Origin of the sequence: Hephaestia mangrovi (assembly GCF_019880555.1) — a bacterium.
GTDB lineage: Bacteria > Pseudomonadota > Alphaproteobacteria > Sphingomonadales > Sphingomonadaceae > Sphingomonas > Sphingomonas mangrovi.
The window spans coordinates 116,917-143,064 of sequence record NZ_JAINVU010000004.1 but is presented as its reverse complement, the minus strand read 5'-3'; the positions used below and the strand labels follow the sequence as shown (position 1 = coordinate 143,064).

General features: G+C 65.1%; 28 protein-coding genes. 21 read left to right on the top strand and 7 right to left on the bottom strand.

Features of this window, described 5'->3' with window-relative positions; genetic code table 11:
* The first annotated feature begins 80 nt into the window (after window positions 1-80).
* Window positions 81-977 (top strand): hypothetical protein, encoded by an 897-nt coding sequence (locus K7G81_RS11060; RefSeq protein WP_223030855.1) that lies wholly within the window; start codon window positions 81-83, stop codon window positions 975-977.
* Between the two features lie 361 nt (window positions 978-1,338).
* On the opposite strand, the gene K7G81_RS11055 is transcribed toward K7G81_RS11060, so the two are convergent.
* A complete protein-coding gene (locus tag K7G81_RS11055; RefSeq protein ID WP_223030854.1) occupies window positions 1,339-2,232 on the bottom strand; it encodes an IS1595 family transposase in 894 nt (297 codons plus the stop codon).
* A 301-nt stretch (window positions 2,233-2,533) separates the two neighbouring features.
* Between K7G81_RS11055 and K7G81_RS11050 the strand changes: the two genes are divergently transcribed.
* The 7 genes from K7G81_RS11050 (at window position 2,534) to K7G81_RS11020 (ending at window position 7,017) form a co-directional block, all read left to right on the top strand.
* Complete coding sequence (locus K7G81_RS11050; protein WP_223031039.1) at window positions 2,534-2,884, top strand: hypothetical protein; 351 nt, start codon at window positions 2,534-2,536, stop codon at window positions 2,882-2,884.
* A gap of 14 nt (window positions 2,885-2,898) precedes the next feature.
* Window positions 2,899-3,864, top strand: coding sequence for a bifunctional diaminohydroxyphosphoribosylaminopyrimidine deaminase/5-amino-6-(5-phosphoribosylamino)uracil reductase RibD (ribD, locus tag K7G81_RS11045; RefSeq protein WP_223031038.1), 966 nt, complete (start codon window positions 2,899-2,901; stop codon window positions 3,862-3,864).
* The gene (locus K7G81_RS11040; protein WP_223030853.1) at window positions 3,865-4,473 is read left to right on the top strand and encodes a riboflavin synthase; all 609 of its coding nucleotides are present in this window, start codon (window positions 3,865-3,867) and stop codon (window positions 4,471-4,473) included.
* Entirely contained in the window at window positions 4,457-5,593 is a 1,137-nt protein-coding gene (gene ribB, locus K7G81_RS11035; RefSeq protein WP_223031037.1) for a 3,4-dihydroxy-2-butanone-4-phosphate synthase, read from the top strand. Before K7G81_RS11040 ends, ribB begins: the two co-directional genes overlap by 17 nt.
* Window positions 5,594-5,712: 119 nt before the next feature.
* Window positions 5,713-6,132 carry a 6,7-dimethyl-8-ribityllumazine synthase gene (gene ribH / locus K7G81_RS11030; protein WP_223030852.1) on the top strand — a complete coding sequence of 140 codons (420 nt, stop codon included), beginning with the start codon at window positions 5,713-5,715 and terminating at the stop codon, window positions 6,130-6,132.
* The gene (locus tag K7G81_RS11025) at window positions 6,125-6,526 is read left to right on the top strand and encodes a hypothetical protein (RefSeq protein ID WP_223030851.1); all 402 of its coding nucleotides are present in this window, start codon (window positions 6,125-6,127) and stop codon (window positions 6,524-6,526) included. Before ribH ends, K7G81_RS11025 begins: the two co-directional genes overlap by 8 nt.
* Before the next feature lie 53 nt (window positions 6,527-6,579).
* Window positions 6,580-7,017, top strand: coding sequence for a YidH family protein (locus K7G81_RS11020; RefSeq protein WP_223030850.1), 438 nt, complete (start codon window positions 6,580-6,582; stop codon window positions 7,015-7,017).
* Between the two features lie 2 nt (window positions 7,018-7,019).
* Here K7G81_RS11020 and K7G81_RS11015 read toward each other — a convergent pair whose 3' ends face one another.
* Window positions 7,020-7,703: a queuosine precursor transporter gene (locus K7G81_RS11015; protein WP_223030849.1), complete on the bottom strand. Its 684-nt coding sequence runs from the start codon at window positions 7,701-7,703 to the stop codon at window positions 7,020-7,022.
* Between the two features lie 130 nt (window positions 7,704-7,833).
* Here K7G81_RS11015 and K7G81_RS11010 point away from each other — a divergent pair, with 130 nt between their 5' ends.
* Both K7G81_RS11010 and K7G81_RS11005 read left to right on the top strand, forming a co-directional pair.
* Window positions 7,834-9,138, top strand: a complete 1,305-nt coding sequence (locus K7G81_RS11010) for a NupC/NupG family nucleoside CNT transporter (protein ID WP_223030848.1) — start codon at window positions 7,834-7,836, stop codon at window positions 9,136-9,138.
* 37 nt (window positions 9,139-9,175) lie between these two features.
* Window positions 9,176-9,775: a DedA family protein gene (locus K7G81_RS11005; RefSeq protein WP_223030847.1), complete on the top strand. Its 600-nt coding sequence runs from the start codon at window positions 9,176-9,178 to the stop codon at window positions 9,773-9,775.
* 50 nt (window positions 9,776-9,825) lie between these two features.
* Here K7G81_RS11005 and K7G81_RS11000 read toward each other — a convergent pair whose 3' ends face one another.
* Together K7G81_RS11000 and K7G81_RS10995 are read right to left on the bottom strand one after the other, a co-directional pair.
* A complete protein-coding gene (locus K7G81_RS11000) occupies window positions 9,826-10,716 on the bottom strand; it encodes a tyrosine recombinase XerC (protein ID WP_223030846.1) in 891 nt (296 codons plus the stop codon).
* 10 nt (window positions 10,717-10,726) lie between these two features.
* Window positions 10,727-11,185, bottom strand: coding sequence for a homogentisate 1,2-dioxygenase (locus K7G81_RS10995; RefSeq protein ID WP_223030845.1), 459 nt, complete (start codon window positions 11,183-11,185; stop codon window positions 10,727-10,729).
* A gap of 187 nt (window positions 11,186-11,372) precedes the next feature.
* Here K7G81_RS10995 and K7G81_RS10990 point away from each other — a divergent pair, with 187 nt between their 5' ends.
* The 8 genes from K7G81_RS10990 to K7G81_RS18030 all read left to right on the top strand — a co-directional run bounded on the left by K7G81_RS10990 (window position 11,373) and on the right by K7G81_RS18030 (window position 20,451).
* Window positions 11,373-12,008 carry a DUF2490 domain-containing protein gene (locus K7G81_RS10990; protein ID WP_223030844.1) on the top strand — a complete coding sequence of 212 codons (636 nt, stop codon included), beginning with the start codon at window positions 11,373-11,375 and terminating at the stop codon, window positions 12,006-12,008.
* 41 nt (window positions 12,009-12,049) lie between these two features.
* On the top strand, window positions 12,050-14,224 hold the full coding sequence (locus tag K7G81_RS10985) for a primosomal protein N' (protein WP_223030843.1): 2,175 nt from the start codon (window positions 12,050-12,052) through the stop codon (window positions 14,222-14,224).
* 28 nt (window positions 14,225-14,252) lie between these two features.
* Window positions 14,253-14,864, top strand: a complete 612-nt coding sequence (locus K7G81_RS10980) for a thymidine kinase (protein ID WP_223030842.1) — start codon at window positions 14,253-14,255, stop codon at window positions 14,862-14,864.
* A 24-nt stretch (window positions 14,865-14,888) separates the two neighbouring features.
* Window positions 14,889-15,278: a DUF6491 family protein gene (locus K7G81_RS10975; RefSeq protein ID WP_223030841.1), complete on the top strand. Its 390-nt coding sequence runs from the start codon at window positions 14,889-14,891 to the stop codon at window positions 15,276-15,278.
* A gap of 43 nt (window positions 15,279-15,321) precedes the next feature.
* The gene (gene truB / locus K7G81_RS10970; protein WP_223030840.1) at window positions 15,322-16,308 is read left to right on the top strand and encodes a tRNA pseudouridine(55) synthase TruB; all 987 of its coding nucleotides are present in this window, start codon (window positions 15,322-15,324) and stop codon (window positions 16,306-16,308) included.
* 23 nt (window positions 16,309-16,331) lie between these two features.
* The gene (gene rpsO / locus K7G81_RS10965; protein WP_223030839.1) at window positions 16,332-16,601 is read left to right on the top strand and encodes a 30S ribosomal protein S15; all 270 of its coding nucleotides are present in this window, start codon (window positions 16,332-16,334) and stop codon (window positions 16,599-16,601) included.
* 152 nt (window positions 16,602-16,753) lie between these two features.
* Window positions 16,754-19,081 carry a polyribonucleotide nucleotidyltransferase gene (gene pnp / locus K7G81_RS10960; protein WP_223030838.1) on the top strand — a complete coding sequence of 776 codons (2,328 nt, stop codon included), beginning with the start codon at window positions 16,754-16,756 and terminating at the stop codon, window positions 19,079-19,081.
* Window positions 19,082-19,248: 167 nt separating this feature from the next.
* Window positions 19,249-20,451 (top strand): DUF6161 domain-containing protein, encoded by a 1,203-nt coding sequence (locus K7G81_RS18030; RefSeq protein WP_223030837.1) that lies wholly within the window; start codon window positions 19,249-19,251, stop codon window positions 20,449-20,451.
* 8 nt (window positions 20,452-20,459) lie between these two features.
* Here the strand turns inward: K7G81_RS18030 and K7G81_RS10950 are convergent, their stop codons facing one another.
* The gene (locus K7G81_RS10950; RefSeq protein WP_223030836.1) at window positions 20,460-21,188 is read right to left on the bottom strand and encodes a GDSL-type esterase/lipase family protein; all 729 of its coding nucleotides are present in this window, start codon (window positions 21,186-21,188) and stop codon (window positions 20,460-20,462) included.
* Window positions 21,189-21,319: 131 nt separating this feature from the next.
* On the opposite strand from K7G81_RS10950, the gene K7G81_RS10945 reads away from it, so the two are divergent.
* Window positions 21,320-21,679 (top strand): hypothetical protein, encoded by a 360-nt coding sequence (locus tag K7G81_RS10945; protein ID WP_223030835.1) that lies wholly within the window; start codon window positions 21,320-21,322, stop codon window positions 21,677-21,679.
* A gap of 1 nt (window position 21,680) precedes the next feature.
* Here K7G81_RS10945 and K7G81_RS10940 read toward each other — a convergent pair whose 3' ends face one another.
* Window positions 21,681-21,986 carry a chorismate mutase gene (locus K7G81_RS10940; RefSeq protein WP_223030834.1) on the bottom strand — a complete coding sequence of 102 codons (306 nt, stop codon included), beginning with the start codon at window positions 21,984-21,986 and terminating at the stop codon, window positions 21,681-21,683.
* 177 nt (window positions 21,987-22,163) lie between these two features.
* On the opposite strand from K7G81_RS10940, the gene rpsD reads away from it, so the two are divergent.
* A complete protein-coding gene (gene rpsD, locus K7G81_RS10935; protein WP_223030833.1) occupies window positions 22,164-22,778 on the top strand; it encodes a 30S ribosomal protein S4 in 615 nt (204 codons plus the stop codon).
* A gap of 54 nt (window positions 22,779-22,832) precedes the next feature.
* Here the strand turns inward: rpsD and K7G81_RS10930 are convergent, their stop codons facing one another.
* Window positions 22,833-24,269 (bottom strand): alpha/beta hydrolase family protein, encoded by a 1,437-nt coding sequence (locus K7G81_RS10930; protein ID WP_255586921.1) that lies wholly within the window; start codon window positions 24,267-24,269, stop codon window positions 22,833-22,835.
* Window positions 24,270-24,483: 214 nt separating this feature from the next.
* Between K7G81_RS10930 and K7G81_RS10925 the strand changes: the two genes are divergently transcribed.
* Window positions 24,484-26,139, top strand: coding sequence for a M28 family metallopeptidase (locus K7G81_RS10925; protein ID WP_223030831.1), 1,656 nt, complete (start codon window positions 24,484-24,486; stop codon window positions 26,137-26,139).
* The last annotated feature ends 9 nt before the right edge of the window (window positions 26,140-26,148 follow it).

Below are 26,148 nucleotides of genomic sequence, written 5' to 3'. Positions count from 1 at the left end.
TTTGGCGTCTATCCCCTTCGCATACGTGATTGACGTAAGGGTATGAATGGGAATAGCTTCTCCTGAGGGGGAGGGGCTCCGTGGTTCAAGAAGACCTAATTCTCAAATTGGAAATTGTTCCAGAACGCGCTCCAGAAGCTGATTCAGTAGCGGAGGCGATAGCCGCCTTTGTCGATGTTCTTCGCGCTGCCGCTGCCGTTGCAGAGCCTGAAACCGGACTTTCGGTCGAATTGGTCGGTGTCGAGCCCGGCAGTCAGATGTTCAAGTTGGCGCTTCGTAAATTGCACGATGCGGCTGAGCGCATCGGTGAAGGCGGCGACGAATTTCCACTTTTCAAGAAAGCGGCAATCACGTTGGGCGGCTTGATCGGCAGCACCGTTCTAGTGGTGACGATCACGAATGCCATGACACCGGATTCTCGTATCCCTCCAGATCAGATGGCGGTGTTCGAAGAGATCAATAGGAACATGGCGGAGTCTGTTGATCTCCAGCGTCAATCAGCTCGTTTTTGGGGTGTGATGCAGGATGAGCCTGCCTTTAGCGGTGTTCGCGTCCTCAATGGACATGACCGCTCCCAAATATACAGCGTTCCCCGCAGTGAGTTTGCAGAACGCAGCGGACTTTGGGACGGCGACGGGGGCGAATTTGTCGCGGCCACTGAAAGGCGCACCGCCACTTGGGATGTCATTCTCGTTAAGCCTGTTCTGTTGCCTAGCGAGCGTCGATGGACATTCGCCCGTGAAGGCCTCGAATTTTCCGCGCTTATGACCGACAAAGCGGTCCTACAGGCAATCCACGATCGCACGCTTCCCCTTCAGTTGGCCGAAGGCGTTCCGATGAAAATTGAAGTGCAATATCGTGAACGATACGACGGAAAAGCTTGGCTACCAATTCCAGGCTCGCATAGAGTTCGCAGAGTTTTGTCACCCTTGCCGCCGACAAGATCAGGGCCTCTTTTTGCCCCCAACAAACCATAGAAACACCAGCAGCGCGACCAAAACGAGAGTTGATACCGCAAGCGTCCAACCGATCGAGACGCGCGCAAATCCGACAAACGAAATGATTGTCGCAGCGACGACCACAAGGCCGCTAATCCACTGACGGCGGCTCTCGCCTGGTGGCTTTGAATGGGTCAATCTGCTATCGTTGTGCACGGCTAAACATATCACACTCTTATCGAATCACCTAATGTCGAGTCATTTCAAGACTTTGATTCAAAAGGATGAATCCCTATGGATTCGCGTAACAAGATCACTCTCGCGGAAGCCAGGAAACAAGGCAAGCTAGAGGAATTTATGACAGACCGCGAAGCCGACAAGAGCGGCGACGAGGCCGCCTTCAATCGCACTTTGGTGTCAATGGCGCAAAAGTCGAAAGCAGTTCCGGCAACATCAAAGAAGGGCAATCGCGACGATTGAAGCGATATTCTGCTTCCTTCGCATATTTCCACAGGTGCTTGCCGCTCATATGAATGTGGGTACCGTTGATCGCCCGCTTCAGCTGTGCCCAGAAGCCCTCGATCGCGTTGACGCCACCGCCGTTGTGCGTCGTGTATTGCCCCTTGTTGTGACGCACGGTGATGTGATTGAAACCGAGACTGTCTAGGCGGCGATAAGAACCAAACTCGTCGGTGGCGATCGTCGAGCCGAGAAGCACGTTGTCCTGCACGAGGCGCTCCATCGGCTCGCGATGGCGGCTCGTCACGACCTTGGTAACGACCTCGCCGCCACGCTCCAGCATGCCGACAACGCAAGTCTTATTGCCCTTGTATCCGCTCCCCTTGCCTTCGACCGAGCCGCCGATCAGAGTCTCGTCAACCTCGACAAAGCCGCCAGCCCCGCCGAGCATCATGTCGCCGTCAACATTGGCCATATGCTCGCGAATAAGGCCCGCCATGCGCCACGCAGTCTTGTAAGTGACGCCGAGCTGGCGCTGCAACTCCTTCGCCGCCACACCGTTGCGAGTCGTCGTGAACAGGAAGATCGCGTAGAACCAAAGCTGCAACGGCGTCCGGGTTTGCTCGAAAGGGGTGCCGACAGTCGGGTGAAGATGGTGACCGCACCACTGGCAGGAATAGGCGCGCTCGGCTTTGATCCGATACCAGTTCGAGGCGCGGCCACAGGAAGGACACTCATAGCCTTGTCCGAACCGGACCTCGAACAGATGGGCGAGGCAAGCCTCGTCATTCGGGAACTGCTTGAAGAACTCGCGAATGGTCTGGGGCTTGCTCATGCCCTAGCTCATGCCAGTTTGTTCTACGTATGTAAAGGGGATAATCGCCAACTTGTTTCAGGGTCCATGGTGCTTCATCACCGCCAAGCGAGGCGGTTGGCGTTGCTCCATGGATGCTGAAACAAGTTCAGCATGACGACATTTATGACGCGAACTTAAGATTCAGGTGACTAGCGCTCGACTTACGGAAATGTCCGCCTAGTCATCGCTCTCCTGCCCTACCGCATCCAAGCCGTCAGTCAGACTCGCTTCAAACAAACCCCACTGGCCTCGCGGCGGTTGAGGGCCTATCTTCGTGGCCATGTCCGTCCTGCGTTATTTTTCGGTGCCGCGCGCTTATCGCGACGTGAAGCGTGTATTCGTCACGCGGCGCAAGCCTTATGAAATCTGGTTCCTGTTGCTGGCGATGGCGCTGACGGTGGCGATCATCGCCGGGTTCGTGCACGATTCGAACATCAAGCGACCGTATCACGAGGACATCATCTACGTGCAGAGCTGGCCGCTCGATCGCTCCGAAGCGGAAATCCTGGCGCAGCAGAAGATCGACGCCGCCAAGAAGGCCAAGGAGCAGGCAGCGATCGAGAAAGCCGAAAAGGAGCGGCAGGCGCAGTTCCAGCGGCTCGACAACGAGCTCGACGCTTGGGGGATCTGATCGACGCACGCTGGATGGCTGCCGCGCTGGCGCTTGCCGAGCGCGGACGCGGACGGACGGCACCCAATCCCAATGTCGGCTGCGTGATCGTCAAGGACGGGCGCGTCGCAGGGCGGGGCTGGACGCAACCCGGCGGCCGGCCGCATGCCGAGGCGATGGCGCTGGCCGAGGCGGGCGCCGCGGCACAGGGCGGCACGGCTTACGCGACGCTGGAGCCCTGCGCACACCGCAGCACACGCGGGCCGGCCTGTTCGGCGCTGCTGGTCGAGGCCGGCGTCGCGCGCGTGGCGATCGCGCTGGTCGATCCCGATCCGCGCACCGCCGGCGCCGGGATCGCGCGGCTGGAGGCGGCGGGCATCGCGGTGACGACCGGCATGCTGGCCGGTGAGGCGCGGCAGGCGATGGCGGGATTCCTGACGCGGCAGGCGCTGGGGCGGCCGCAGGTGACGCTGAAGCTCGCCACCTCGCTGGACGGCTGCATCGCGCTGGCGAACGGCGAGAGCCGGTGGATCACCGGCGCGCAAGCGCGCGCCCACGCGCACCTCGAACGCGCGCGGCATGAGGCGATCCTGGTGGGGCGAGGCACGGTCGAGGCGGATGCGCCGAGGCTCGACGTCAGGCTGCCTGGACTGGAAGATCGTAGCCCGCGCCGGATCGTGCTCACGCGTCAAACGGCACACGTCCGCGACGACGGGTGGACGGCGATTGGCGCGCCCGCCGAGATTGCCGCGCTGGAAGACGTCGATCATCTGCTCGTCGAGGGCGGCGCGCAGACCGCCGCCGCCTTTCTGGCCGCCGATCTGGTCGACCGGCTGCTCCTCTATCGCGCGCCGATCGTGATCGGCGGCGGGGCGCCGGCGGTTGGCGACATCGGCCTTACCGATCTCGCCGCCGCGCACGGCCGCTGGCGCCGTGCCGACGCGCGCGATCTTGGCAGCGATCGATTGGAGGCTTACGTGCGCCTGCGGGAGGCCCGCTAAGTGTTCACTGGAATCATCACCGACGTCGGCACGATCGAGCGCGTCGAGCAGCGCGGCGATCTGCGCGTCGTGGTCAACACGGCTTATGATACCGCGACGATCGACCTCGGCGCGTCGATCGCCTGCTCGGGCGTGTGCCTCACCGTCGTCGATAAGGGACCGGGCTGGTTCGCAGTCGATGTCTCGGGCGAGAGTGTGTCGCGCACGGCGCAGGGGCAGTGGAGCGCGGGCAAGCGGCTCAACCTCGAACGCGCGATGAAGCTCGGCGAGGAAATGGGCGGCCACATCGTCACCGGCCATGTCGACGGCGTCGCCGAGGTGATCGATGTGCGGGCCGACGGGGATTCGAAACGCATCGCGATCCGCTTGCCGCGCGACCTCGCGCCGTTCGTCGCCGCCAAGGGCTCTATCACCGTCGATGGCGTATCGCTGACGGTCAACACGGTGGACGATGCGGCGGACGGCACGCATTTTACCGTCAACATCATTCCGCACACCCAGGCGGTGACGACGCTCGGCGCGATCGAGGCCGGCCAGCCGGTCAATATCGAGATCGACGTGCTCGCTCGCTACCTCAAACGCATGGAGGCCTATCGTGGCCAAGCCTGATTCGAAGCTCGCGCATCTCCGCCACGGCTTCCTGTCCTCGCCCGAGGAGCTGATCGACGAAGCGCGCAACGGCCGGATGTTCATCCTGGTCGATGACGAGGATCGCGAGAACGAAGGCGATCTCGTCATTCCCGCGCAAATGGCGACGCCCGATGCGATCAACTTCATGGCGACGCACGGCCGCGGGCTGATTTGCCTGGCGCTGACCAAGAACCGCGTCGACAGCCTCGGTCTCGACCTGATGAGCCGCAAGAACGGCACCCGGCACGAGACCGCCTTCACCGTCTCGATCGAAGCGCGCGACGGCGTGACCACCGGCATTTCGGCGGCCGATCGCGCGCGGACGATCGCGGTGGCGATCGACGCGTCGAAGGGCGCAGACGAGATCGTCACGCCGGGGCATGTCTTCCCGCTCGTCGCGCGCGATGGCGGCGTGCTGGTGCGCGCCGGGCATACCGAGGCGGCGGTAGACGTCGCACGGCTGGCCGGGCTCAATCCTTCGGGCGTAATCTGCGAGATCATGAACGAGGACGGCACGATGGCGCGGCTCGACGACCTCGTCTCGGTCGCGCAGCGCCACAACATCAAGATCGGCACGATCCGCGACCTGATCGCCTATCGGCGGCGCCACGACCATCTCGTCGAGCGCCGCGCCGAGGCACGCTTCGCCAGCCGCTGGGGTGGCGACTGGACCGCCGTCACCTTCTACAACAAGGCCGAAGGCACCGAGCAGATCGCGCTGGTCAAGGGCAAGGTCGATCCGGCCAAGCCGACGCTGGTGCGGATGCACGCATTGTCGCCATTCACCGATATTTTCGGCGAGGGCGGCGCGCGCGGCGACATGCTCAGGCGATCGATGGAAATCATCGGCGAGGAAGGTGCGGGCGTCGTCGTGCTGCTCGCCAGCCAGCGCAGCGACGCCTTCACCCGCGCGGTGCAGGCCAAAGCGGGCACGCTGAAACCCGCCGACATGGACGAACTGCGCGATTACGGTGTCGGCGCGCAGATCCTGACCGAGCTGGGCATCGAGGAAATGGTGCTGCTCACCAACACGCACCATACGCTGGTCGGGCTCGACGGTTACGGCCTGTCGATCGTCGGCGAGCGGGCGATTGCCTGATCCATACGCCGCTCGTCGCCCCGGACTTGTTCCGGGGTCCACCGACCGGCAGAGACGAACGCTGAGGATTTGCGGCACGGTGGATGCCGGAACAAGTCCGGTATGACGGAAGAGACTAGATGGCCAATATCCTGATCGTCGAAGCGCGCTTTTACGAGCATTTGAACGACCTGCTGCTGCAAGGCGCGCGGGCCGCGATCGAAGCGGCAGGGCACAGCCACGAAACGATCACCGTCCCCGGCGCGCTGGAAGTGCCCGGCGCGGTGGCGCTGGCGAGCGAGAGCGGGCGGTACGACGCCTATGTCGGCCTGGGCGTGGTGATCCGCGGCGAGACCTATCATTTCGAGATCGTCGCTGGCGAAAGCGCGCGCGGGCTGATGGCGCTGAGCATGGACGGCCTGGCGATCGGCAACGGCATCCTGACGGTGGAAAACGAAGCGCAGGCGCTGACTCGCGCCCGGCCCGACGAGAAGGACAAGGGCGGCGAAGCGGCCAAGGCGGCGCTGGCGATGCTGGCGCTCAAGGACCGCTTTGGCTGATCGCACGCTCGAAGCGCCGCCGCCGCGCCAGCGCGTCGTCGAGCGCGAGGGGCGGCTGGTGGTGATCGACAGCGGCACGATTGCGCCCGCGCGGGCCACGGCGACGGTGCGCGAACGCGGCTTCCGGCAGACGGCCTTCGACGGCCGCGGCATCCTGACGACGCAACGCTGGTATGACGACAAGGGGCCGCGCCGGCTGGCGGTCGATCCGGGCACCGGGCGAATCGCGCGGCTGACGCCCGTGGCCGCGGCGCTGGGCGTGCTGGCGCTGGCGGGCGTGCTGATCGCCTTTCCCTATGCGCTCGCCGCGATCCCGTTTCTGGTCCAGCCGAAGCCTTGGGAAAGGACGCGGGGACGGATCACCGCTTACCTCGACAAATTTCCGGCGGCGTAATGCCGGGTGCGGTCGCGGCGGCACCGTTTGCGCCGGGCAGGCGTTGAGAGGGCATGAGCGACCCCGCCGAAGCCCGCGCCGAACGCACTCATCGCAAGATCGCCGAAAGCGCGGCGGTGGTCCGCGCCAGCGAGGCGCAGCAGGCCGACACCGCCGACCAGCGCACGCGGCTGGCCGCCGATCGCACCGTGCTCGCCGCCGAGCGGACCTATGCCGCCTGGGTGCGCACCGGGCTCGCCGCGCTGGCCTCGGGAATCGGGGCGCGGGCGCTGCTCGACAAGCTGGTGGTCGATTGGCTGATCGTCGCCACCGGCTGCCTGCTGGTGCTGTTCGGCGCGTTCTGCTTCATCGCCGCGGTGTGGCGCGAGATGCTGCCCAGGATTAAGCCCGAACACGATACGCACCGCTTGCCGCCGGCGCTGTTGATCGCGATCAACGGTTTCCTGGTGCTCGTTTCGCTCGCCGCGTTCGTCGGGCTGCTGGCGAGCTGAACTCAGCCGAGCGGCGCGCGATCGAGGCGCCGGCCGAGGCCGACGAACAGATAGATAACCGGCGGCACGAGGATCGCCGACAGCACCACCTTGGCGATCATCTGGCCGACCAGCAGCGCGCCGATCGGGAAGGTGCTGGCGAACGCGATCGTAACGAACAGCAGCGTATCGACCACCTGGCTCAGCATCGAGGCGAGGCCCGCGCGCAGCCATAGCAAGCGGCTGCCTTCGCTGCCCTTCAGCGCGGCGAAGATGGTGACGTTGAGCGTTTGCGACACGCCATAAGCGACGATCCCGCCAAGCCAGATCCGCCAGGTGCCGCCGAGCACGAGCTGGATCGCGTCGCGATTGGCCGGCTGCATCTCGGGCGAGGCGGGCAGCGCGCGAACGACGATCGACAGCAGGATCGAGACGATCAGCGGCACGAAGCCGATCAGCACCAGCCGGTTGGCGACCTGCCGGCCATGCAGCTCGGCAATCGAACTGGAGGTGACGACCAGCAGCAGGAAGGCGACGATCCCCGCCTCGACCGCGAGCGGCCCGACCCCGAGCAGCACGCCCAATTGCGACAATGGCCCCAGCGCGATCTGCTTGTTGCCGAGCACGCCGGCGATGCAGACCATGCCGCCGTAGAAGATCGAAAAAGCGAAAAGCGAGCGCGGGATCGCGCGGGGACCGTCGTTCATCGCCGCGACGCTAGACGGATTCGATCGCGCGTCAACGGGGACTCGCGTCGCGCGGCGAGTTTCGCCATAACCCGCCCTTTCGTGACAAGCCGGCCGTTTGCGCTGGTGGGTGGGGACGCAACAGACACGCATGACTCGTATCCTGATCGGCATCGCCGGCATCATCGTAATCCTGTGCATTGCCTTGCTGCTATCGACCAATCGCCGGGCGATCCGGCTGCGCGTGGTCGGCGCCGCGTTCGCGCTGCAGGCGGGGATCGCGACGCTGGTGCTCTACGTGCCGTGGGGGCGGAACGTGCTGGCCTTCATGTCGGGCGGGGTTTCCGACCTGCTCGGCTTCGCCAAGGCGGGCGTCGACTTCATCTTCGGGCCGCTGGCCAGCCCGGCGATCGGCGGCAACAGCTTCGCGATCGCGGCCCTTCCCGTCATCATCTTCTTCGCCAGCCTCGTCTCGATCCTCTATTACCTCGGCATCATGCAGTTGGTCGTGCGTTGGATCGGCGGGGCGATCGAATGGGTGATCGGCGTCTCCAAGGTCGAGAGCCTGTGCGCGGCGGCCAACATCTTCGTCGGCCAGAGCGAATCGCCGCTCGTTATTCGCCCCTATCTCGCCGGGCTGACGCAGGCGCAGCTGTTCACGGTGATGACCAGCGGCATGGCCGGCGTCGCGGGCACGATCCTGGCGGCTTACGCAGCGATGGGGATCAGGATCGATTATCTGCTCGCGGCAAGTTTCATGTCGGCGCCGGGCGGCATCCTGATGGCCAAGATCATCATGCCCGACACGGTTTCCCCCGCCGAACTCGATGACATCGCCTTGTCGGAAAGCCGGGTCAGCGCGCGCGGCCCGGCGGCGCTGCTGCCCGAAGGCAAGCAGCCCGAAGTCACGCTGGCCGAGGCGACGCATGACGAGGAGAAGCCCGCCAATATCATCATGGCCGCCGCCCAGGGCGCGCAGACCGGCGTCAAGCTGGCCGTCGCGGTCGGCGCGATGGTGCTGGCGTTCGTCGCGCTGGTGGCGCTGGCCAACGGCATCCTGACCGGCATCGGCCATTGGTTCACCAGCGACGACATCACCTTCCAGGGTATCATCGGCACGATCTTCAAGCCGGTGATGTTCCTGCTCAACGTGCCGTGGAAAGAGGCCGGCGCGGCGGGCGGGTTCTTCGGCGAGAAGATCGTGCTCAACGAATTCGTCGCCTATATCGATCTCGGCAAGGTGCAGGCGACGCTCTCCCCGCGCACCGTCGCGATCGTCACTTTTGCGCTGTGCGGCTTCGCCAATTTCTCGTCGATCGCGATCCAGATGGCGGTGACCGGCGGGCTGGCGCCCAACCAGCGGCCGGTGATCGCCAAGCTGGGCCTGCGCGCGCTGGCGGCGGGCAGCCTCGCCAATCTGATGTCCGCTGCGCTCGCCGGGCTGCTGATCGGCTGACGAGGGCCTGGCAGCGCCTCCCGCGCGTTGAGGCCCTATGACGCAGTTCATCCTCCACCTGATCGAGAGCGCGGGCTATTGGGGCGTCGCGCTGCTGATGGCGCTGGAGAACGTCTTCCCGCCGATCCCGTCCGAAGTAATCATGGGGTTCGGCGGGATCATCGTCGCGCACGGGCGGATGACGTTCGGCTGGTTGCTCGCCTTCGGTACCGCGGGATCGGTGGCGGGCAATTATGCCTGGTATCTGGTCGGGCGGCTGCTGGGGCTCGAGCGGCTGAAGCCGCTGGTCGATCGCTGGGGACGCTGGCTGACGATCGAATGGCGCGATCTGGAAAAGCTCAACACCTTTTTCGACGCGCATGGCGGCAAGACCGTGCTGATCGCGCGCATCCTGCCGACGTTCCGCACGATGATCTCGCTACCCGCCGGCCTGACGCGGATGCCGACCGCGAAATTCCTGGCGATGACCGCGATCGGCACCGGGATCTGGAACACGATCTGCGCCGCGTTCGGCTATTGGCTGGGCATGCGCTTCACCGCGATCGAGAAATTCACCGGGCCGGCGGCGGCGGCATTGTTCGCCGGGGTGATCGTGCTTTACCTTTATCGCGTGCTGACGTGGAAGCCGCGCGGGTAACGAGACCAAGGCAAGCCGCCCTTCGACCTGCCCAAGCGAACGAAGCAATGTCAGGCGCGCGGATGGGCGTTGCGATAGACGTCCATCAGATGCGCGGCATCGACCGCGGTGTAGATTTGCGTGGAACTGAGGCTGGCGTGGCCGAGCAATTCCTGCAGCGCGCGCAGATCGGCGCCGCGGCCGAGCAGGTGGGTGGCGAAGCTGTGGCGAAGCGCGTGCGGCGTGGTCCGCTCGGCGAGGCCGAGGCGGCCGCGCGCGCCGCGCACCGCACGCCGCACGATCGCCGCCGATAGCGGCCCGCCGCGCGCGCCGCGAAAGAGCGCGCCGTTACGCGGCAACGGCCAGGGACATTGTGCGGCATAAGCCTCGATCGCCTCGCGCACTTGCGGCAGCAAGGGCACGATCCGGGTCTTGTCGCGCTTGCCGGTGACCGCGAGCGTCTCACCGAGCGGCAGCACCGAGGCGGTGAGCGACACCGCTTCTCCCACGCGCAGACCCGCGCCGTAGAGCAGCAGCAGCACTGCCCAGTCCCGCGCGGCGAGCCACGGCTCGGCCGCCGCCTCGGCGACATCCTCGGCAAGCGCCACCGCTTCGTCGGGCGAAACGGGGCGCGGCACGCCCTTCTTGACGCGCGGGCCCTTGAGCCGGGGCATCGCCCCCTCGCCTGCCGCGAAGGCCACGAACCCGCGCACCGCCGAAAGCTCCCGCGCTGCCGAGGCGTTGCCGAGCCCCTGCCCGCGACGATGCGCGAGATAGGCACGCAGATCGGCCGAGGTCAGCTTGGCCAGCCGGCGGGCATCGGGCGTCTCCCCCCAATGCCCGCCGAGGAAGCGCAGCAGCCGCAACGCGGTCGCCTGATAAGCGCGCACGGTGTGCGCCGAGCGCCGGCGGTCGCGCGCGAGATGCTGGCCGAACGCGGCGGCGAGGCCGGTCTCGTCCACCGCCGATGGCTCAGACGCGGGCGATCAGCACGCGGACACTGGGCGCGGTGATGCCGGTGAGGTGCAGCGCGTAGCGGCCGCGCTTGAGCGGGAAATCCACCACTTTGGCGATCCCCGAACAGGCCGGCCCATGGCCGTGCGCGACCGACTTCACCACCCTGTTGCCGGTGACGACGTCGACCCACGCCTTGTCCGACAGGGCGACGCGATAGGTAGCGTCGCTGGTCACTTCGAACGGCACCAGCGCGGCATTGCCGGCGCGGCTGACCTCGCCGACGCGCAGGCCGCGGATCGTCGTCGGGTCGGCGCCGGCCACCGTGAACGCCTTGCCGATCGCGCCCGGCGTGCCGGTGTCGCTCCACCCGACCAGCGAGGCGGGCATCGCCACCCGCACCGCGTCGCATTGAGGCGCCGGGGCGGCAGGACCGGCCTGCGCGAAAAATATAGCGAGCGCGATCGGCGCAACCATGATCCTGATCCTTCAGACGAACGGGTCGCGACGATAGCCGAACTCACCGCCATCGAACAGGGCAGGGCACCATTTTCGGGCATGGTCAGATTGTCACAAAAGTGTCACATGGCGTCCACCACTACCCATCCAGAGTCTCTTTGACGTGCGCCTCCTTCTCGCCGCCGTGATTCTAGCCTCGTCTTCGATGGCCGCCGCTCCCGCGATTGCCAGCGATCCGCAAACTTGGCTGGACAGTGGCGCCAGCATCCGGCTCGCCCCGAAACTGTCGGCCAATCTGACGGCGATTGCCCGGTTCGGCGATGCCGCGGGCGGGCTTTATGAAACCGAATTCGGCGGCGGGCTTGGTTATGATCTCGGCAATGGGTGGACGGCGGCGGTAGGCTATGTCCGCGTGCCCGGTTATCGCGATGGCCACGCCACGCATGTCGAGGACCGGCCGAGCGAGCAAATCGGCTTTCGGCTGTTCCGATTGGGCGGGGCAAGCATCGGCGGGCGCGTTCGGCTCGAGCAGCGGCTCCGCAACGACGGCAACGGCACCGCCTGGCGGTTACGGCCGCAGATCAAGCTGCTTTTGCCGCTCCATCCCGGATCGCCCATTGCCCTCGTCGCGAGCCACGAAAGCTTCATCCAGCTCAATCACACCGACTGGGGGCAACTGGCCGGTTACAGCCGGATGCGCAACACGATCGGGCTGCGTACCACGCTGCTGCCACACGTCGCGATCGAGGCGGACTATATCAACCAACATGATTTCGGCTTGCACGACGCGCGCGATACGACTGCCAATGTCGGCGTGCTCGGTCTGTCGATCGCGCTCTGACGGGGTCGCACAACGCGCTGCAATTGCCTAGGTGAAGGCCGATGCCTTCGTCGCGCGCCCGTGTCCTCGTCATGAATTCGGCCCTCGGCCCGCTCGATTACCGGGTGCCGCACGGGATGGAGGTCGAGCCCGGCTCGATCGTCGTCGCGCCGCTGGGGCCGCGCCAGTTGATCGGCGTGGTGTGGGAGCCTGAGCACATGCCGTCCGACGCCGAGGTCGGCGACAACCGCCTGCGCAACCTGATCGGCGTGCTGCCGGCGCCACCGCTCAAGGCGCCGCTCAGGCGGCTGATCGAGTGGACCGCCGATTACTATCTCAGCCCACCGGCTGCGGTAGCGCGGATGGCGCTCGCCTCGACCTCGGCGCTGGAGGGTGGGCGGACGATCACCGAATATCGCGCCACCGGCACACTGCCCGAGCGAATGACGCCGCAACGCCAGCAGGCGCTCGACGCGATCGGCGAGCGTCAGGGCCTGATCCGCGAACTCGCGCTCGCCGCCGACGTCTCCGACGCAGTGATCCGCGGGCTGGTCAAGACGGGCGCGCTGGAGGCGGTCGAGGTCGATATCGACAGTCCCTTCCCCCTCCCCGATCCCGATCACGCCGCGCCCGAACTTTCTGCCGATCAGCAGCTCGCCGCCGACGCGCTGACCGCCTCGACCCGCGCCGGGCTGTTCCAGCCGTACCTGCTCGACGGCGTGACGGGATCGGGCAAGACCGAGGTCTATTTCGAAGCGGTCGCGGCGGCGATCGCGGCGGGCAGGCAGACCCTCGTGCTGCTCCCCGAGATCGCGCTGACCGAACCGTTCCTCAAGCGCTTCACCGCGCGGTTCGGCTGCGAGCCGGTCGCGTGGCACTCCGGCCTGCGCCAGTCGCAGCGCCGCCGCGCCTGGCGGCAGATCGCCGAGGGGCAGGCGCTGGTGACGGTCGGCGCGCGATCGGCCTTGTTCCTGCCCTATGCCAATCTCGGCCTGATCGTCGTCGACGAGGCGCATGAGACGAGCTTCAAGCAGGAGGACGGCGTCCATTATCACGCGCGCGACGTGGCGGTGATGCGCGGGCTGTTCGAGAAATGCCCGGTGGTGCTCGCCTCGGCGACCCCGGCGATCGAGACCCGCCAGCAGGTCGAGATCGGCCGTTATGCCGAACTCAAGCTGCCCGGTCGCTACGGTGTCGCCGAAATGCCGACGATCGAGGCGATCGACCTGATCGCCGAGCCGCCCGAGCGCGGCCGCTGGATCGCGCCCAAACTGGTCCGCGCGATCGACGAGGCGCTCGGCCGCGACGAGCAGGTTCTCCTCTTCCTCAACCGTCGCGGCTATGCGCCCCTCACCCTGTGCCGCACCTGCGGCCACCGCTTCCAATGCCCCAATTGCACCGCCTGGATGGTCGAGCACCGCCTCGTGCGCCGCCTCGCCTGCCATCATTGCGGGCATATCGAGCCGGTGCCGCGGGTCTGCCCCGAATGTCGGGCGGAGGACAGCCTGGTCGCCTGTGGCCCCGGGGTCGAGCGCATCGCCGACGAGGCGGCAGCACTCTGGCCGGACGCCAAGACCGCGATCGTGACTTCCGATACGATCTGGTCCCCCGCCAAGGCCGCCGAGTTCGTCCACCGTATGGAGGCCGGCGATATCGACATCGTGATCGGCACGCAGCTCGTCACCAAGGGCTATCACTTTCCCAATCTGACGCTGGTCGGGGTGATCGACGCCGATCTCGGACTCGAGGGCGGCGACCTGCGCGCGGCCGAGCGCACATTCCACCAGATCATGCAGGTCTCCGGCCGCGCCGGCCGCGGCGAGAAGCCGGGGACGGTCTATATCCAGACGCACAGCCCGTCAGCCGCGGTGATGCGGGCATTGGTCAGCGGCGACGCCGACTCCTTCTACGCCGCCGAGACCGAAGCGCGCCGCGAGGCCGACGCCCCGCCGTTCGGCCGCTACGCCGCGATCGTCATCTCCTCGGAAGACAAGGACGCCGCGCACGCCGCCGCGACGCTGATCGGCCGCACCGCGCCGCGCGTAGAGGGGATGCACGTTTACGGCCCCGCCCCCGCCCCGCTCGCCATGCTGCGCGGCCGCCACCGCTTCCGCCTGCTGGTCCATGCGCGCCGCGCGCTCGACGTGCAGGACGTGATCCGGGAGTGGCTGGGCAAGCTCGACTGGCCGAGCAAGGTGCGCGTCGCGGTCGACGTCGATCCGTACAGCTTCTTGTGACGATCCGGGGCTTCGGCCATGAAGCGGCATGGCCAAGCTCTATTTCTACTACGCCTCGATGAACGCGGGCAAGTCGACCACGCTGCTGCAGGCCGATTTCAACTATCGCGAGCGGGGCATGGAAACGATGCTGTTCACCGCCGCGATCGACGACCGCTTCGAGGCAGGCAAGATCGCCTCGCGAATCGCGCTGTCGGCGCCGGCGACGGCGTTCGACGGCTCGACCGATCTGCACGCCTGTGTGGCGGACGAACTGAGCCTGCGGACGCTCGCCTGTGTCCTGGTCGACGAGGCGCAGTTTCTGAGCGAACGGCAGGTGGGGGAGCTTGCGCGGGTGTGCGACGAACTTGGCGTGCCGGTGCTCGCTTACGGCTTGCGGACCGATTTTCAGGGCGCGCTGTTTCCCGGCAGCGCGCGGCTGCTGGCGATCGCCGACGCGCTGATCGAGATCAAATCGGTGTGCGCCTGCGGGCGCAAGGCGACAATGAACCTGCGCGTCGACGCCAATGGCAACCCGGTTCGGCACGGCGCGCAGACCGAGATCGGCGGGAACGATCGCTATATCGCGATGTGCCGCAAGCATTTCACAGCGGCGATGGCCGGGGAATCGCTCAGCACCGGTTCAGCCGCAATGGCGTAAACGCCGGCGCCAAAGAGCATTCTCATGCGTATGATGCCAAGTGCCGTTTTCGCCCTTCTGGCCCTGAGTGGCGCGACCGGCGCGCTCGCTGCCCAGCACGAGCGGCCGATCGGCAAGGAAACCAGTATCCCGTTCGCCGATCATCACGGCCTGAGGGACTGGGCCGAAGGGCCGACCGACGACCAGTTCTACGTCCAGGATTATCGCAACGACTGGTATCTGGTGAAGCTGAGCGGCCCGTGCATCGGCAACATGACCGCGCTGCGCGTCGCGTATACGACCGGGCCAGGCGGCGCGTTCGATCTGTTTTCGCACGTGTTCAGCACCGATTATCCGGAAATGACCTGCGCGGTGACGAGCATCACCACCAGCCTGGCGCCTCCCGAACGACAGAAGAAGCAGAAGAAGGATTGAGCACGGGGTGTCGCGCGCCGGCCAATAAGACTAAGCGCGCGCCATGCATGGCTGGATCATTCTCGACAAACCCGTGGGGTTGGGCTCGACGCAAGCAGTGAGCGCGGTGAAGCGCGCGCTGCGCGAGGGGGGCTATCCGAAGCTGAAAGTGGGGCATGGCGGGACGCTCGACCCGCTGGCCTCGGGCGTACTGCCGGTGGCGGTGGGCGAGGCGACCAAGCTTGCCGGGCGAATGCTCGACAGCGACAAGGTCTATGCCTTCACGGTTCGATTCGGCGAGGAAACGGATACGCTCGATGCCGAAGGCGCGGTGATCGCCACGAGCGATGTGCGGCCAACCAGCGAGGCGATCGAAGCGGTGCTGCCGCGCTTCACCGGCACGATTCCGCAAGTGCCGCCGGCCTATTCGGCGCTCAAGGTCGACGGCAAGCGGGCCTATGATCTGGCGCGGGCCGGCGAAGAGGTGGCACTCGCGACGCGGACGGTGACAGTGCATGCGCTTCACTCCTCCCAGGTGCTGGGAGGGGGACCGTTCGAAGAGCGGTTGGGGGGGATGGCCGCGGATGGTTCGCTTGCGGCGAGCCCCCTCCACCAGCCTGCGGCTGGTTCCCCTCCCCGTGCCGGGGAGGATGAGGTGACGCTGGTTGGCCACGTTTCCAAGGGCACCTATATCCGCAGCCTGGCGCGCGACATTGCGCAGGCGCTCGGCACCGTCGGGCATGTCACCATGTTGCGGCGGATCAAGGCGGGGCCGTTCGGGCTCGATTCGGCGATTTCGCTGGACAAATTGGCGGAAGCCGGTAAGGCCCGCGTGCTTGAAGACGTTTCTCTGCCGCTGACGGCGGGGCTGGACGACATCCCGGCTCTACCCGTCACCCCCGATCAGGCAGGGCTGCTCCGTCAGGGGCGGGTCTTGGTCGGGATCGCCGTTGACGATGGCCAATACTTTGCGTGCCGTGCTGATGTGCCGGTCGCCTTGGTGGAAGCACAGGACCGCGAGGTCCGGGTCGTTCGCGGGTTCAACCTGTAAAGCGATGTCGAAGGAAAAGCTGAATGTCGATTACGCAGGAGCGCAAGGACGCGCTCGTCAAGGAACATGGTCGCACCAAGGGCGACACCGGCTCCACGGAAGTCCAGGTCGCGATCCTCACCGAGCGGATCAAGAATCTCACCGAGCATTTCAAGACCCATGCGAAGGACAATCATTCGCGCCGCGGTCTCTTGATGCTGGTCAACAAGCGGCGGTCGCTGCTCGATTACCTTCGCAAGACCGAAGGCGATCGCTACACCGCCCTCATCGCGAAGCTCGGGCTTCGCAAGTAATTGCAAGGGCGCCCTCGCGGCGCCCTTGTCATATGTGTCGGCCGCAATTCGGCGTCCCCGGCATGAGCCAAAAACGGCTCCATACGGCGTCCATCAGGGGTGCCGACTACAGGCCCCGGTCCGCATAGGGCGGCCGGTCCAAAGGAAATCAAATGTTCGATACGAAGAAAGTAAGCATCGAGTGGGGCGGAAAGACCCTCACGCTCGAAACGGGCAAGGTCGCCCGTCAGGCCGACGGCGCGGTGATCGCGACGCTTGGCGAAACCGTTGTTCTGTGCGCCGTCACGGCCGCCAAGAAGGTCAAGGAAGGGCAGGATTTCTTCCCGCTGACCGTCCATTATCAGGAAAAGTTCTCGTCGGCCGGGCGCATTCCGGGCGGCTTCTTCAAGCGCGAGCGCGGGGCCACCGAGAAGGAGACGCTCGTCTCCCGCCTCATCGACCGGCCGATCCGCCCGCTGTTCCCCGAAGGTTTCTACAACGAGATCAACTGCATCTGCCAGGTGCTCTCCTATGACGGCGAGAACGAGCCGGACATTCTCGCGATGGTCGCCGCCTCGGCCGCGATGACGATCTCGGGCGTGCCGTTCATGGGCCCGATCGGCGCCGCGCGCGTCGGCTACAAGGACGGCGAGTATCAGTTGAACCCGACCGACGAGATGGTCGCCGAGGGCGAACTCGACCTCGTCGTTGCCGCCACGCAGAACGCGGTGATGATGGTCGAATCCGAAGCCAAGGAGCTTTCGGAAGACGTCATGCTCGGCGCGGTGATGTTCGCGCACGACGCCTGCCGCACCGTGATCGACGCGATCATCGATCTCGCCGAGCAGGCCGCCAAGGAGCCGTGGGAACTCAGCCAGAGCGACGACAAGGACGCCGTCAAGGCCGAGCTCAAGAAGCTGATCGGCAAGGACATCGAAGCCGCCTACAAACTGACCGACAAGCAGCAGCGCCAGGTCGCGCTCGGCGAGGCGCGCGCCAAGGCCAAGGATGCCATGGCCGACAAGACGCCGCAGGAGCAGCTCGTCGCTTCGAAGCTGGTCAAGAAGCTCGAAGCCGACATCGTCCGCACCGCGATCCTGAAGGACGGGCGCCGCATCGACGGCCGCTCGACCACGCAGGTCCGCCCGATCGAGGCCGAGGTCCACTTCCTGCCGCGCGCGCACGGTTCCGCGCTGTTCACCCGCGGCGAGACGCAGACCATCGCCACCACCACGCTCGGCACCAAGGATTCCGAGCAGATGATCGATGGGCTGGGCGGCCTCAGCTACCAGCATTTCATGCTGCACTATAACTTCCCGCCTTATTCGGTCGGCGAAGTCGGCCGCTTCGGTGCGCCGGGTCGTCGCGAAGTCGGCCACGGCAAGCTCGCCTGGCGCGCGCTGCACCCGGTGCTGCCGACCAAGGACGAGTTCCCCTATACGATCCGCGTGACCAGCGACATCACCGAGTCGAACGGCTCGTCGTCGATGGCAACGGTGTGCGGCGGTTCGCTCAGCATGATGGACGCCGGCGTGCCGCTCAAGCGCCCGGTGTCGGGCATCGCGATGGGGCTGATCCTCGAAGGTGATGAGTTCGCCGTGCTCAGCGACATCCTCGGCGACGAGGATCACCTCGGCGACATGGACTTCAAGGTCGCCGGCACGTCCGAGGGCATCACCACGATGCAGATGGACATCAAGATCGCCGGCATCACCAAGGAGATCTTCGAAGCCGCATTGGCGCAGGCCAAGGAAGGCCGCGCGCACATCCTCGGCGAAATGGCCAAGGCGCTGGGCGAGACCCGCACCGAGCTTTCCGAGCACGCCCCGCGCATCGAGACGATGCAGATCGACAAGTCGAAGATCCGCGACATCATCGGCACCGGCGGCAAAGTGATCCGCGAGATCGTCGCCACCACCGGCGCCAAGGTCGATATCGACGACGAGGGCCTGATCAAGATTTCGTCGTCCGATCTCTCGCAGATCGAGGCGGCGAAGAACTGGATCGCCGGCATCGTCGAAGAGGCCGAGGTCGGCAAGATCTACACCGGCAAGGTCGTCAACATCGTCGATTTCGGCGCGTTCGTGAACTTCATGGGCGGCAAGGACGGCCTCGTCCACGTCTCCGAGATGAAGAACGAGCGGGTCGAGAAGCCGACCGACGTCGTCTCCGAAGGCCAGGAAGTGAAGGTCAAGGTGCTCGAGATCGATCCGCGCGGCAAGGTCCGCCTGTCGATGCGCGTCGTCGATCAGGAAACCGGCGAGGAACTCGAAGACACCCGCCCCCCGCGCGAACCGCGCGGTGATCGCGGCGACCGTGGCCCGCGCGGCGACCGTGGCGATCGCGGTGGTCGTGGCGATCGCGGTCCCCGTCGTGACCGTGGTGACCGCGGCGGCGACCGCGGCCCCCGCCGCGAGCGCGGCGAGCGTTCCGAAGGTGGTAAGGATGACGGCCCCGCGCCCGAATTCGCCCCCGCCTTCCTGACCGGCGACCGCGACTGAACTCTAGCGAAATACGCTAGGAGAGGATGGGGCTCGGGCTATGTACCCGGGCCCCTTTTCTTTTTTACTAGACCTTGAAAACAAAAGGCCTCGGCCGATAGCCGTTGCCTTAACCGTACCGTGACTGATACTTGGCCCCGACTGGTTTATCCTTGGGGGGAGGGACGGTGAGTCAGCCATGGGACACGTTTGAGGCCGGTGGGCGCCAGGAGCCCCTCGTCTTTGAAACAAAAGATAGCATCTTGGCATGGGTCGCCAGCGAGCGAGCCCTATGGTCTTGGCTTTGGTCTAACGGAGCCAAGGAAGCCCCCGGCCTGTCGCCGGATTATTTCAATGACTACGGCGCGGGTTGGGCACAAGGTGATCAATACATCCGAAATGCCTCAGATAACACTGACGGCAATTACATTCAGTGGAAAAACGCGCGGCTGAGAGGCCAATCGACCGGCCGACTGGTTGTCAGTGATACCATTGAAGGACAAGACATACTCACAATCAAGGAGGCGGCTGGCACCATCGCAGGGCGATGGGCTTACTGGTTTACCGTGGGAAACGCCCAACCTCAGCAGGCGCGGTCCGTTGAAGATGTGCGCGGCCTTATATTGTCGGCGTTCCCTGCGATGGTTGGCGCCGAGCATTATCGCGATATTCTCCAGCGAGAGCGTCGGAATTATCGCGAAGAGGTTGCACGTGTTCAACGAACGACCGATCAATTCCAACGGGATAGGACAGAAGAATGGCAGCGTCGCTATCACCGCGTTGCGCGTCTGAGCAAAAATTTAGTTCGAAAGACTCAAGCCATTTGGGCGCAGGAAAACTCAGATTTTAACGACCTTGCGCGAAAGGCGCTAGGCGACCTAGAAACCACGAGAAATCGCTATGAAACGCAAATGGCGCTCGCGGCTCCGGTAAAATACTGGAAAGACAAATCAAGCGAGCACAAAACTGCTGAAAGAACCATGCTAAAGTCGAGCGCATGCTACTTCTTGGTTGCGATCATATCTCTATTCTTAGTTGCCTATCTATGTTCAGATTATATTCTTTCATTGCCAAAGGACATTGATCGTGCTGCTGTTTATGTGATCGTTAGTGGAGGATTGTTGGCTTTTACAACTATATTGTTTTGGGTAGGCCGCATCATAATTAAGCTCTACTTAAGCGAACATCACCTTAGGGTTGATTCTGCTGAGCGAGCGGTGATGACGCAAACCTATTTGGCCATGACCGAAGAAGGATCGGCTACCGATGCAGAACGCGCGATCGTTCTCACCTCAATCTTTCGGCCCAGCCCCGACGGGATCGTGAAAGAAGACGGCCCCGCAGACGCCAGCTTGGGCGGAATCTTGTCGAGATTGCTTACGACGAGATAAAACGCCCCTCACACCACATCAAACCGCCGCACCACCGGCGCCAGCACGCCCTCCATCACCGCATAGCCCTCGGCGGTCGGGTGGACGCCGTCCACGGCCATGCCGGGCTTCATGCCACCGGCTGCCGTCGCCAGCGCGGGGGTGTAGTCGACCCAGGTCGCGCCCGCTGCTCGCGCATAGCCCTCGATCCAGCGGTTGAGCGTGCGGATCTGCTCGGTCACCGCCAAGCCCGGACGCCAGGGAAAGGCCACCGAAGGCGGGATCGAGGCGAGGATGACGTGGATGCCCGCCGCCTTCGCCACCTCGGTCATCATGGTGAGATTGTCTTCCGTCTGCGCCGCCGTCATCGGGCCGGTGTTGCCGGCGATATCGTTGGTGCCGGCCATGATGTGCACCGCCTTGGGTTTCAGGTGCACGACATCGGCCATCATGCGCAGCACCATCTGCGGCGTCGTCTGCCCGCTGATCCCGCGGCAGACATGGTTGGTGTCGGCGAAGAACGCCGGATGCTTCGACTGCCACCCCTCGGTGATCGAATCGCCCATGAATACGGTGCCGACCGGCTTGCCCGAGGCGATCAGCGTGGCATTGTCGTCGGCATAGCGCGCGAGCCAGGGGAAATCCTCGCGCATCTGCTTGTCGTGCGCCTCGTCGGCCAGCGCCGGGGCGGCCGCGGCGGCGAACGGGAGCATGGCGGCGGTGCCGATCAGCGAGCGGCGGCTGAGGGCGAGTTTCATCGGCGGATCCTTCCTGTGGCGGGCGAGAACGTGATCGTGTCTTGTCGAGGCGGGCTTGTCGACCCCAGGGCGGGTGGCGAGCACGCGCCGATCGTGACATAATCGGGTGCCAAGCTTTGGAGGATTTCGCGATGACCCGTCATCCATTCGCCGTGTTGGCGCTCGCCGCGCTGGCGGGGGCGTGCCACGCTCCGCCGCAGCAGCCCGCCGCCAATACCACCACGTCCGCCGCCGCCACACCGGCCGATGCGTTCGCCGAGAAGCTTGCCGCGCTGCCCGACGCGCAGCGCCAGGGCGTGTTCATGCGCGCGATCACCGATGCCGGTTTCCTGTGCCAGAAGATCGAGACGCAAGCTGAGCACGCGCCGATCGACGGCCATCCGGCCTGGTCGATCGGCTGCGATCACGGCAATAATTACGTCGCGCTGGCGATGCCCGGCGACACGCTGCAGATCGTGCCCGGCACAACCAAGACGCCGGCCGCCCAATAAGTCAGCGCGCGTCGAAGCGATCCAGTTCATAGGCGATCGACGCCTCGACGAGCTGATCCCATAGATGCGCGATGACGGCATCCGGCAGGCCGGCGACGCGCGCGGCGGCGCGGGCGTTGTCGATCACCTGAGCCTTGCGCGCCTCGTCACGGACATGCCCGCGCTCGGGCTTGATGCGCGCGGCGGCGTCCATATAGGCGAAGCGGCGGACGAGCAGCGCGATCAGCTCGCGATCGACCTGATCGACGCCGGCGCGGACCTCGGCCATGGTCGTGCAATCGGGGCCGGGAAGAATGGTTTGCGTCATGGCCGGGCTCTAGAGCGGCACCGCGCGCCCTGTCCAGCTTGACTCGGCCGTCCCCGCCCGCTAGGCGCGCGCCTTCGCAATTGGCCCCGCATGCCGGTGAAGCGGCGGCCGTGCCCGATCCCGATCGATCGACGCAGGCGATACCGGCGGCAACGTTAACGCAATTGAGGAACTGATATGTCGAAGCGCAACAGCGCCAAGTACAAGCTCGACCGCCGGATGGGCGAAAACATCTGGGGTCGCCCGAAGAGCCCGGTCAACAAGCGTGAATACGGCCCCGGCCAGCACGGCCAGCGCCGCAAGGGCAAGATGTCGGACTTCGGCATCCAGCTGCGCGCCAAGCAGAAGCTGAAGGGCTATTACGGCGACGTCACCGAGAAGCAGTTCAAGGCGGCGTACCAGGAAGCCTCGCGGATGAAGGGTGACACCGGCCAGAATCTGATCGGCCTGCTCGAGCAGCGGCTCGACATGATCGTCTATCGCGCCAAGTTCGCGCCGACGATCTTCGCCGCGCGCCAGCTCGTTTCGCACGGCCATGTCCGCGTCAACGGCGTGAAGTGCAATATCGCCTCGCGTCGCTGCTTCGTCGGCGACGAGATCACGCTGGGTTCGAAGGCGCAGGAAATGGCGCTGGTGCTCGAGGCGCAGAGCCTGGCCGAGCGCGACATCCCCGATTATGTCGCCCCCGATGGCGCCGCCAAGGTGACCTTCACTCGCGTGCCGACCCTCGACGAGGTGCCGTATCCGGTGAAGATGGAGCCGAACCTGGTCGTCGAGTTCTACTCGCGCTGATCCGGATTTCCGGCGAATGGATTGCAAGGGGCGGCCGGCAACGGTCGCCCCTTTTCACATGCCCATCGAACTGCGCAGGAAGGCGTCGGCGGTCTCCAGCATCTGCGCGCGCGCATCGCTGTCGTCGAGCTGGTGATCGAGGCCGTCGAACGTGACCAGCCGCACCGGCTTGCCGGCATCCTTCAGACGATCGGCCATCAGCTCGGATTCGCCGATCCCGACATTCTGATCGATATCGCCATGAAACAGCAGCACCGGCGCCTTGAACCGATCGGCATTCTGCGCCGGTGAGGCGGCGGCGAGATCGGGGCCGTCGCCGATCATCGCCGCGACATTCTTGTAATTGGTGAAGTGCAGCGATTCGCTCTTCAACGTCTGAAGATCGGTTACCGGCGCGATGGCGACGACGGCCTTGAACAGATCCGGGTTGATTACGGCGCTCTGCAGCGCGGCATAGCCGCCATAAGACCATCCCACGATCGCCAGTTTCGCCGGATCTGCGATCCCCTGCCCGACCAGCCAGCGGCCGCCATCATCGATATCGCCGATCGCCGTGCGCCATGACCGGAAGCCGTTATCCTGGAACCAGGCATCGCCATAACCCGTCGAGCCCCGGAAATTGGGCTGCAGCACCGCATAGCCGCGATGCGCGAAGAATTGCGCGAGCCAATCGAACCCCCATTCGTCGCGGTCACCGGGGCCGCCGTGGGGCATGACGATCGCGGGCAGGCCCTTCTTTGCCGATCCGGGCGGCAGCGTCAGATAAGCGGGAATCGAGGTGCCATCCGCAGCATGAAAGGTGATCGCCTCGACCGGCGCGAGCTGCACATTATCAAGGCCCGCACGCTCGGACAGCAACGGGTTGAGCTGATGCGTCCGCTTGTCGAACAGATAATAGCTCCCCGGATCGACATCGCTGCCGGCGAACAACAGCAGCCGGTTTTCATCGGCGCTGGCATCGACGAACGTCACCAGCGGATCATTGGGCAGCGCCTTGGCCAGCGCCGCCTGCAACGCCTTGAGCTCCGGATCGAAGAACGCAGTGTGCCGCTTGTCGGTAACGTAGGAAACGCCGACCACGCGCTGTTGGCGGCCGACCTTCACCAAGCCGGCGACATCGACATCGGGCCTGGCATATACCAGCTCCTTCTTCATGCTGCCATCGAGCGCGACCTTGTAGACGGCGATGCGGCCGTCGTGAGCGTCGAAGCCATAAGCGACGTCGAGATCGCGATCGACGGCAAGCGGCGTGAAGCCGGTCTGCTTGACGCCATCGCTCGTTACATGGCTGAGGGGCAGCCATGTACGATCGCCGGGCTTGCGATAAAAATAATCCACCGCATTGCCATCATAGCCGCTAGACACCTTCGGCACGTCGGCCTTGATCCGGACAGTGCCGTGGCCGTCGGTGATATAGCCGGCCGCCTGCGATTCAGGCTGCTCGATCACCGACTGTTTCAACGAGGTGACGTCGATCCGCGTGACCCCCATGCCTTCTCGCATCCGGCGTCGCGGCCGCGTGAGCGCTCGCAGCGCCCACCGCCAACACCATGCCGGCAAGCATCTTCCCCTTCATCGAATATCCCCCTCGTTCGACACGGTTTTAGAAGCGATCGGTCGCTCGTCAAGAACCGCTCGGCGGTTGTGATTTTTCTGCGCCAGTGCCAGAACCCGGCCCATCGACCACTTCTTCGGGGGCCCCGTGATGCGTGTTTCTCTTCTCCTTCCGATGGCTGCGCTGCTGAGCACGACCGCCGCCGTCGCGCAGACGGCACCGGCCGCGCCGGATATCTCGGTGCAGACGCTCAGGGATGTCACCAAAACGCTGTCGAGCGACGATTTCGGGGGCCGCAAGCCGGGCACGCCCGACGAGACCAAGACGATCGATTACATCGTCCAGCGCTTCAAGGCGGCAGGCCTGCAACCCGGCAATCACGGCAGCTGGTTCCAGGACGTGCCGGTCGTCCAGATCACCGCCAAGAATCTGACTCCGCTGACGATCACAGGCGGCAAGACGCCGCTCAGCCTCGATTACCGCAAGGACATGGTGGTCGCGACCTATCGCGTTACGCCGCGCATCGATATCAAGAACAGCGACATCGTGTTCGTCGGCTACGGCATCGATGCGCCGGAGCGCGGCTGGAACGACTATGCCGGCGTCGACGTGAAGGGCAAGACGGTGATCATCCTGGTCAATGACCCCGACTGGCAATCGAGCGACCTCAAGGGGCCGTTCGAGGGCAAGGCGATGACCTATTACGGCCGCTGGACCTACAAATATGAGGAAGCCGCGCGGCAGGGCGCCGCGGCGGCGATCATCGTCCACCAGACCGCGCCCGCCGCATACGGCTGGGGCGTGGTGCAATCGTCATGGACCGGCCCGCAGCAGGAGCTGGACGTCAAGGGCGATCATATGGACCAGAGCCAGGCGATCGGCTGGATGCAGAAGGACGATGCCGAGAAGCTGTTCGCCACCGCCGGCAAGGATTTCGCGACGATGGAAGCCGCCGCCGGCAAGAAGGGGTTCCACGCCGTGCCGCTGGGCCTCAAGGCCTCGGTGTCGTTCGACAACGATATTGCACGGATGAAGTCGCACAATGTGATCGGCATCCTGCCCGGCACCAAGCGCCCCGACGAAACGGTGTTCTACACCGCGCACTGGGATCATCTCGGCCATTGCGATCCGGTCGACGGCGACGGTATCTGCAACGGCGCGCGCGACAATGCCAGCGGCGTCGCCGGGCTGGTCGCGCTGGCCGAGGCGCAGGCCAAAGCGGGGCCGGCGGCCCGCACGCTCGCCTTCATGTCGGTGACCGACGAGGAGGCCGGGCTGCTCGGTTCCGAATATTATGCCGAACACCCGATCTTCCCGCTGTCGAAGATGGTCGGCGGGGTCAATATGGACGTGCTCAACACCGACGGCGCGACCAAGGATTTCGTGATTACCGGCTATGGCAAGTCCGAGCTCGAGGATCTGGTCAAGCCGCTGGCGGCAGCGCAGGGCCGCGTCGTCGAGCCCGAGCCCGATCCGGAGCGCGGCGGCTATTTCCGGTCCGACCATTTCAGCTTCGCCAAGCTGGGCGTACCGATGCTCGACGGCGGCAGCGGCGAGGATCTGGTCAACGGCGGCACCGCCGCGGGCCATGCCGCGACGCTCGATTATATCGAGCATCGCTATCACAAGCCACAGGACGAATATAACCCCGACTGGGATTGGTCCGGCGCAGTGCAGGACCTGCAGCTCTATTACGAGCTGGGCCGCGAACTTGCCGATGGCAACGCCTGGCCCAACTGGTATCAGGGCACCGAATTCCGCGCGATTCGCGATAAGAGCCGCGCGGGCGTCGCCACCAACGAGTAACGAGCTAGG

Excerpts from the sequence above, each read along its gene's own strand:
- ribD (WP_223031038.1), top strand. The coding sequence starts at position 2,899 with ATGGCTGCCGCGCTGGCGCTTGCCGAGCGCGGACGCGGACGGACGGCA.
- rpsD (WP_223030833.1), top strand. The coding sequence starts at position 22,164 with ATGTCGAAGCGCAACAGCGCCAAGTACAAGCTCGACCGCCGGATGGGC.
- pnp (WP_223030838.1), top strand. The coding sequence starts at position 16,754 with ATGTTCGATACGAAGAAAGTAAGCATCGAGTGGGGCGGAAAGACCCTC.
- K7G81_RS10990 (WP_223030844.1), top strand. The coding sequence starts at position 11,373 with ATGGCCGCCGCTCCCGCGATTGCCAGCGATCCGCAAACTTGGCTGGAC.
- K7G81_RS11005 (WP_223030847.1), top strand. The coding sequence starts at position 9,176 with ATGACGCAGTTCATCCTCCACCTGATCGAGAGCGCGGGCTATTGGGGC.
- K7G81_RS10995 (WP_223030845.1), bottom strand. The coding sequence starts at position 11,185 with ATGGTTGCGCCGATCGCGCTCGCTATATTTTTCGCGCAGGCCGGTCCT.
- K7G81_RS11055 (WP_223030854.1), bottom strand. The coding sequence starts at position 2,232 with ATGAGCAAGCCCCAGACCATTCGCGAGTTCTTCAAGCAGTTCCCGAAT.
- K7G81_RS11020 (WP_223030850.1), top strand. The coding sequence starts at position 6,580 with ATGAGCGACCCCGCCGAAGCCCGCGCCGAACGCACTCATCGCAAGATC.
- K7G81_RS10940 (WP_223030834.1), bottom strand. The coding sequence starts at position 21,986 with ATGACGCAAACCATTCTTCCCGGCCCCGATTGCACGACCATGGCCGAG.
- ribH (WP_223030852.1), top strand. The coding sequence starts at position 5,713 with ATGGCCAATATCCTGATCGTCGAAGCGCGCTTTTACGAGCATTTGAAC.
- K7G81_RS10950 (WP_223030836.1), bottom strand. The coding sequence starts at position 21,188 with ATGAAACTCGCCCTCAGCCGCCGCTCGCTGATCGGCACCGCCGCCATG.
- K7G81_RS11015 (WP_223030849.1), bottom strand. The coding sequence starts at position 7,703 with ATGAACGACGGTCCCCGCGCGATCCCGCGCTCGCTTTTCGCTTTTTCG.
- K7G81_RS10925 (WP_223030831.1), top strand. The coding sequence starts at position 24,484 with ATGCGTGTTTCTCTTCTCCTTCCGATGGCTGCGCTGCTGAGCACGACC.
- K7G81_RS10945 (WP_223030835.1), top strand. The coding sequence starts at position 21,320 with ATGACCCGTCATCCATTCGCCGTGTTGGCGCTCGCCGCGCTGGCGGGG.
- K7G81_RS10930 (WP_255586921.1), bottom strand. The coding sequence starts at position 24,269 with ATGGGGGTCACGCGGATCGACGTCACCTCGTTGAAACAGTCGGTGATC.
- K7G81_RS11010 (WP_223030848.1), top strand. The coding sequence starts at position 7,834 with ATGACTCGTATCCTGATCGGCATCGCCGGCATCATCGTAATCCTGTGC.
- truB (WP_223030840.1), top strand. The coding sequence starts at position 15,322 with ATGCATGGCTGGATCATTCTCGACAAACCCGTGGGGTTGGGCTCGACG.
- K7G81_RS10975 (WP_223030841.1), top strand. The coding sequence starts at position 14,889 with ATGCGTATGATGCCAAGTGCCGTTTTCGCCCTTCTGGCCCTGAGTGGC.
- K7G81_RS11050 (WP_223031039.1), top strand. The coding sequence starts at position 2,534 with ATGTCCGTCCTGCGTTATTTTTCGGTGCCGCGCGCTTATCGCGACGTG.
- rpsO (WP_223030839.1), top strand. The coding sequence starts at position 16,332 with ATGTCGATTACGCAGGAGCGCAAGGACGCGCTCGTCAAGGAACATGGT.
- K7G81_RS10980 (WP_223030842.1), top strand. The coding sequence starts at position 14,253 with ATGGCCAAGCTCTATTTCTACTACGCCTCGATGAACGCGGGCAAGTCG.
- K7G81_RS10985 (WP_223030843.1), top strand. The coding sequence starts at position 12,050 with ATGCCTTCGTCGCGCGCCCGTGTCCTCGTCATGAATTCGGCCCTCGGC.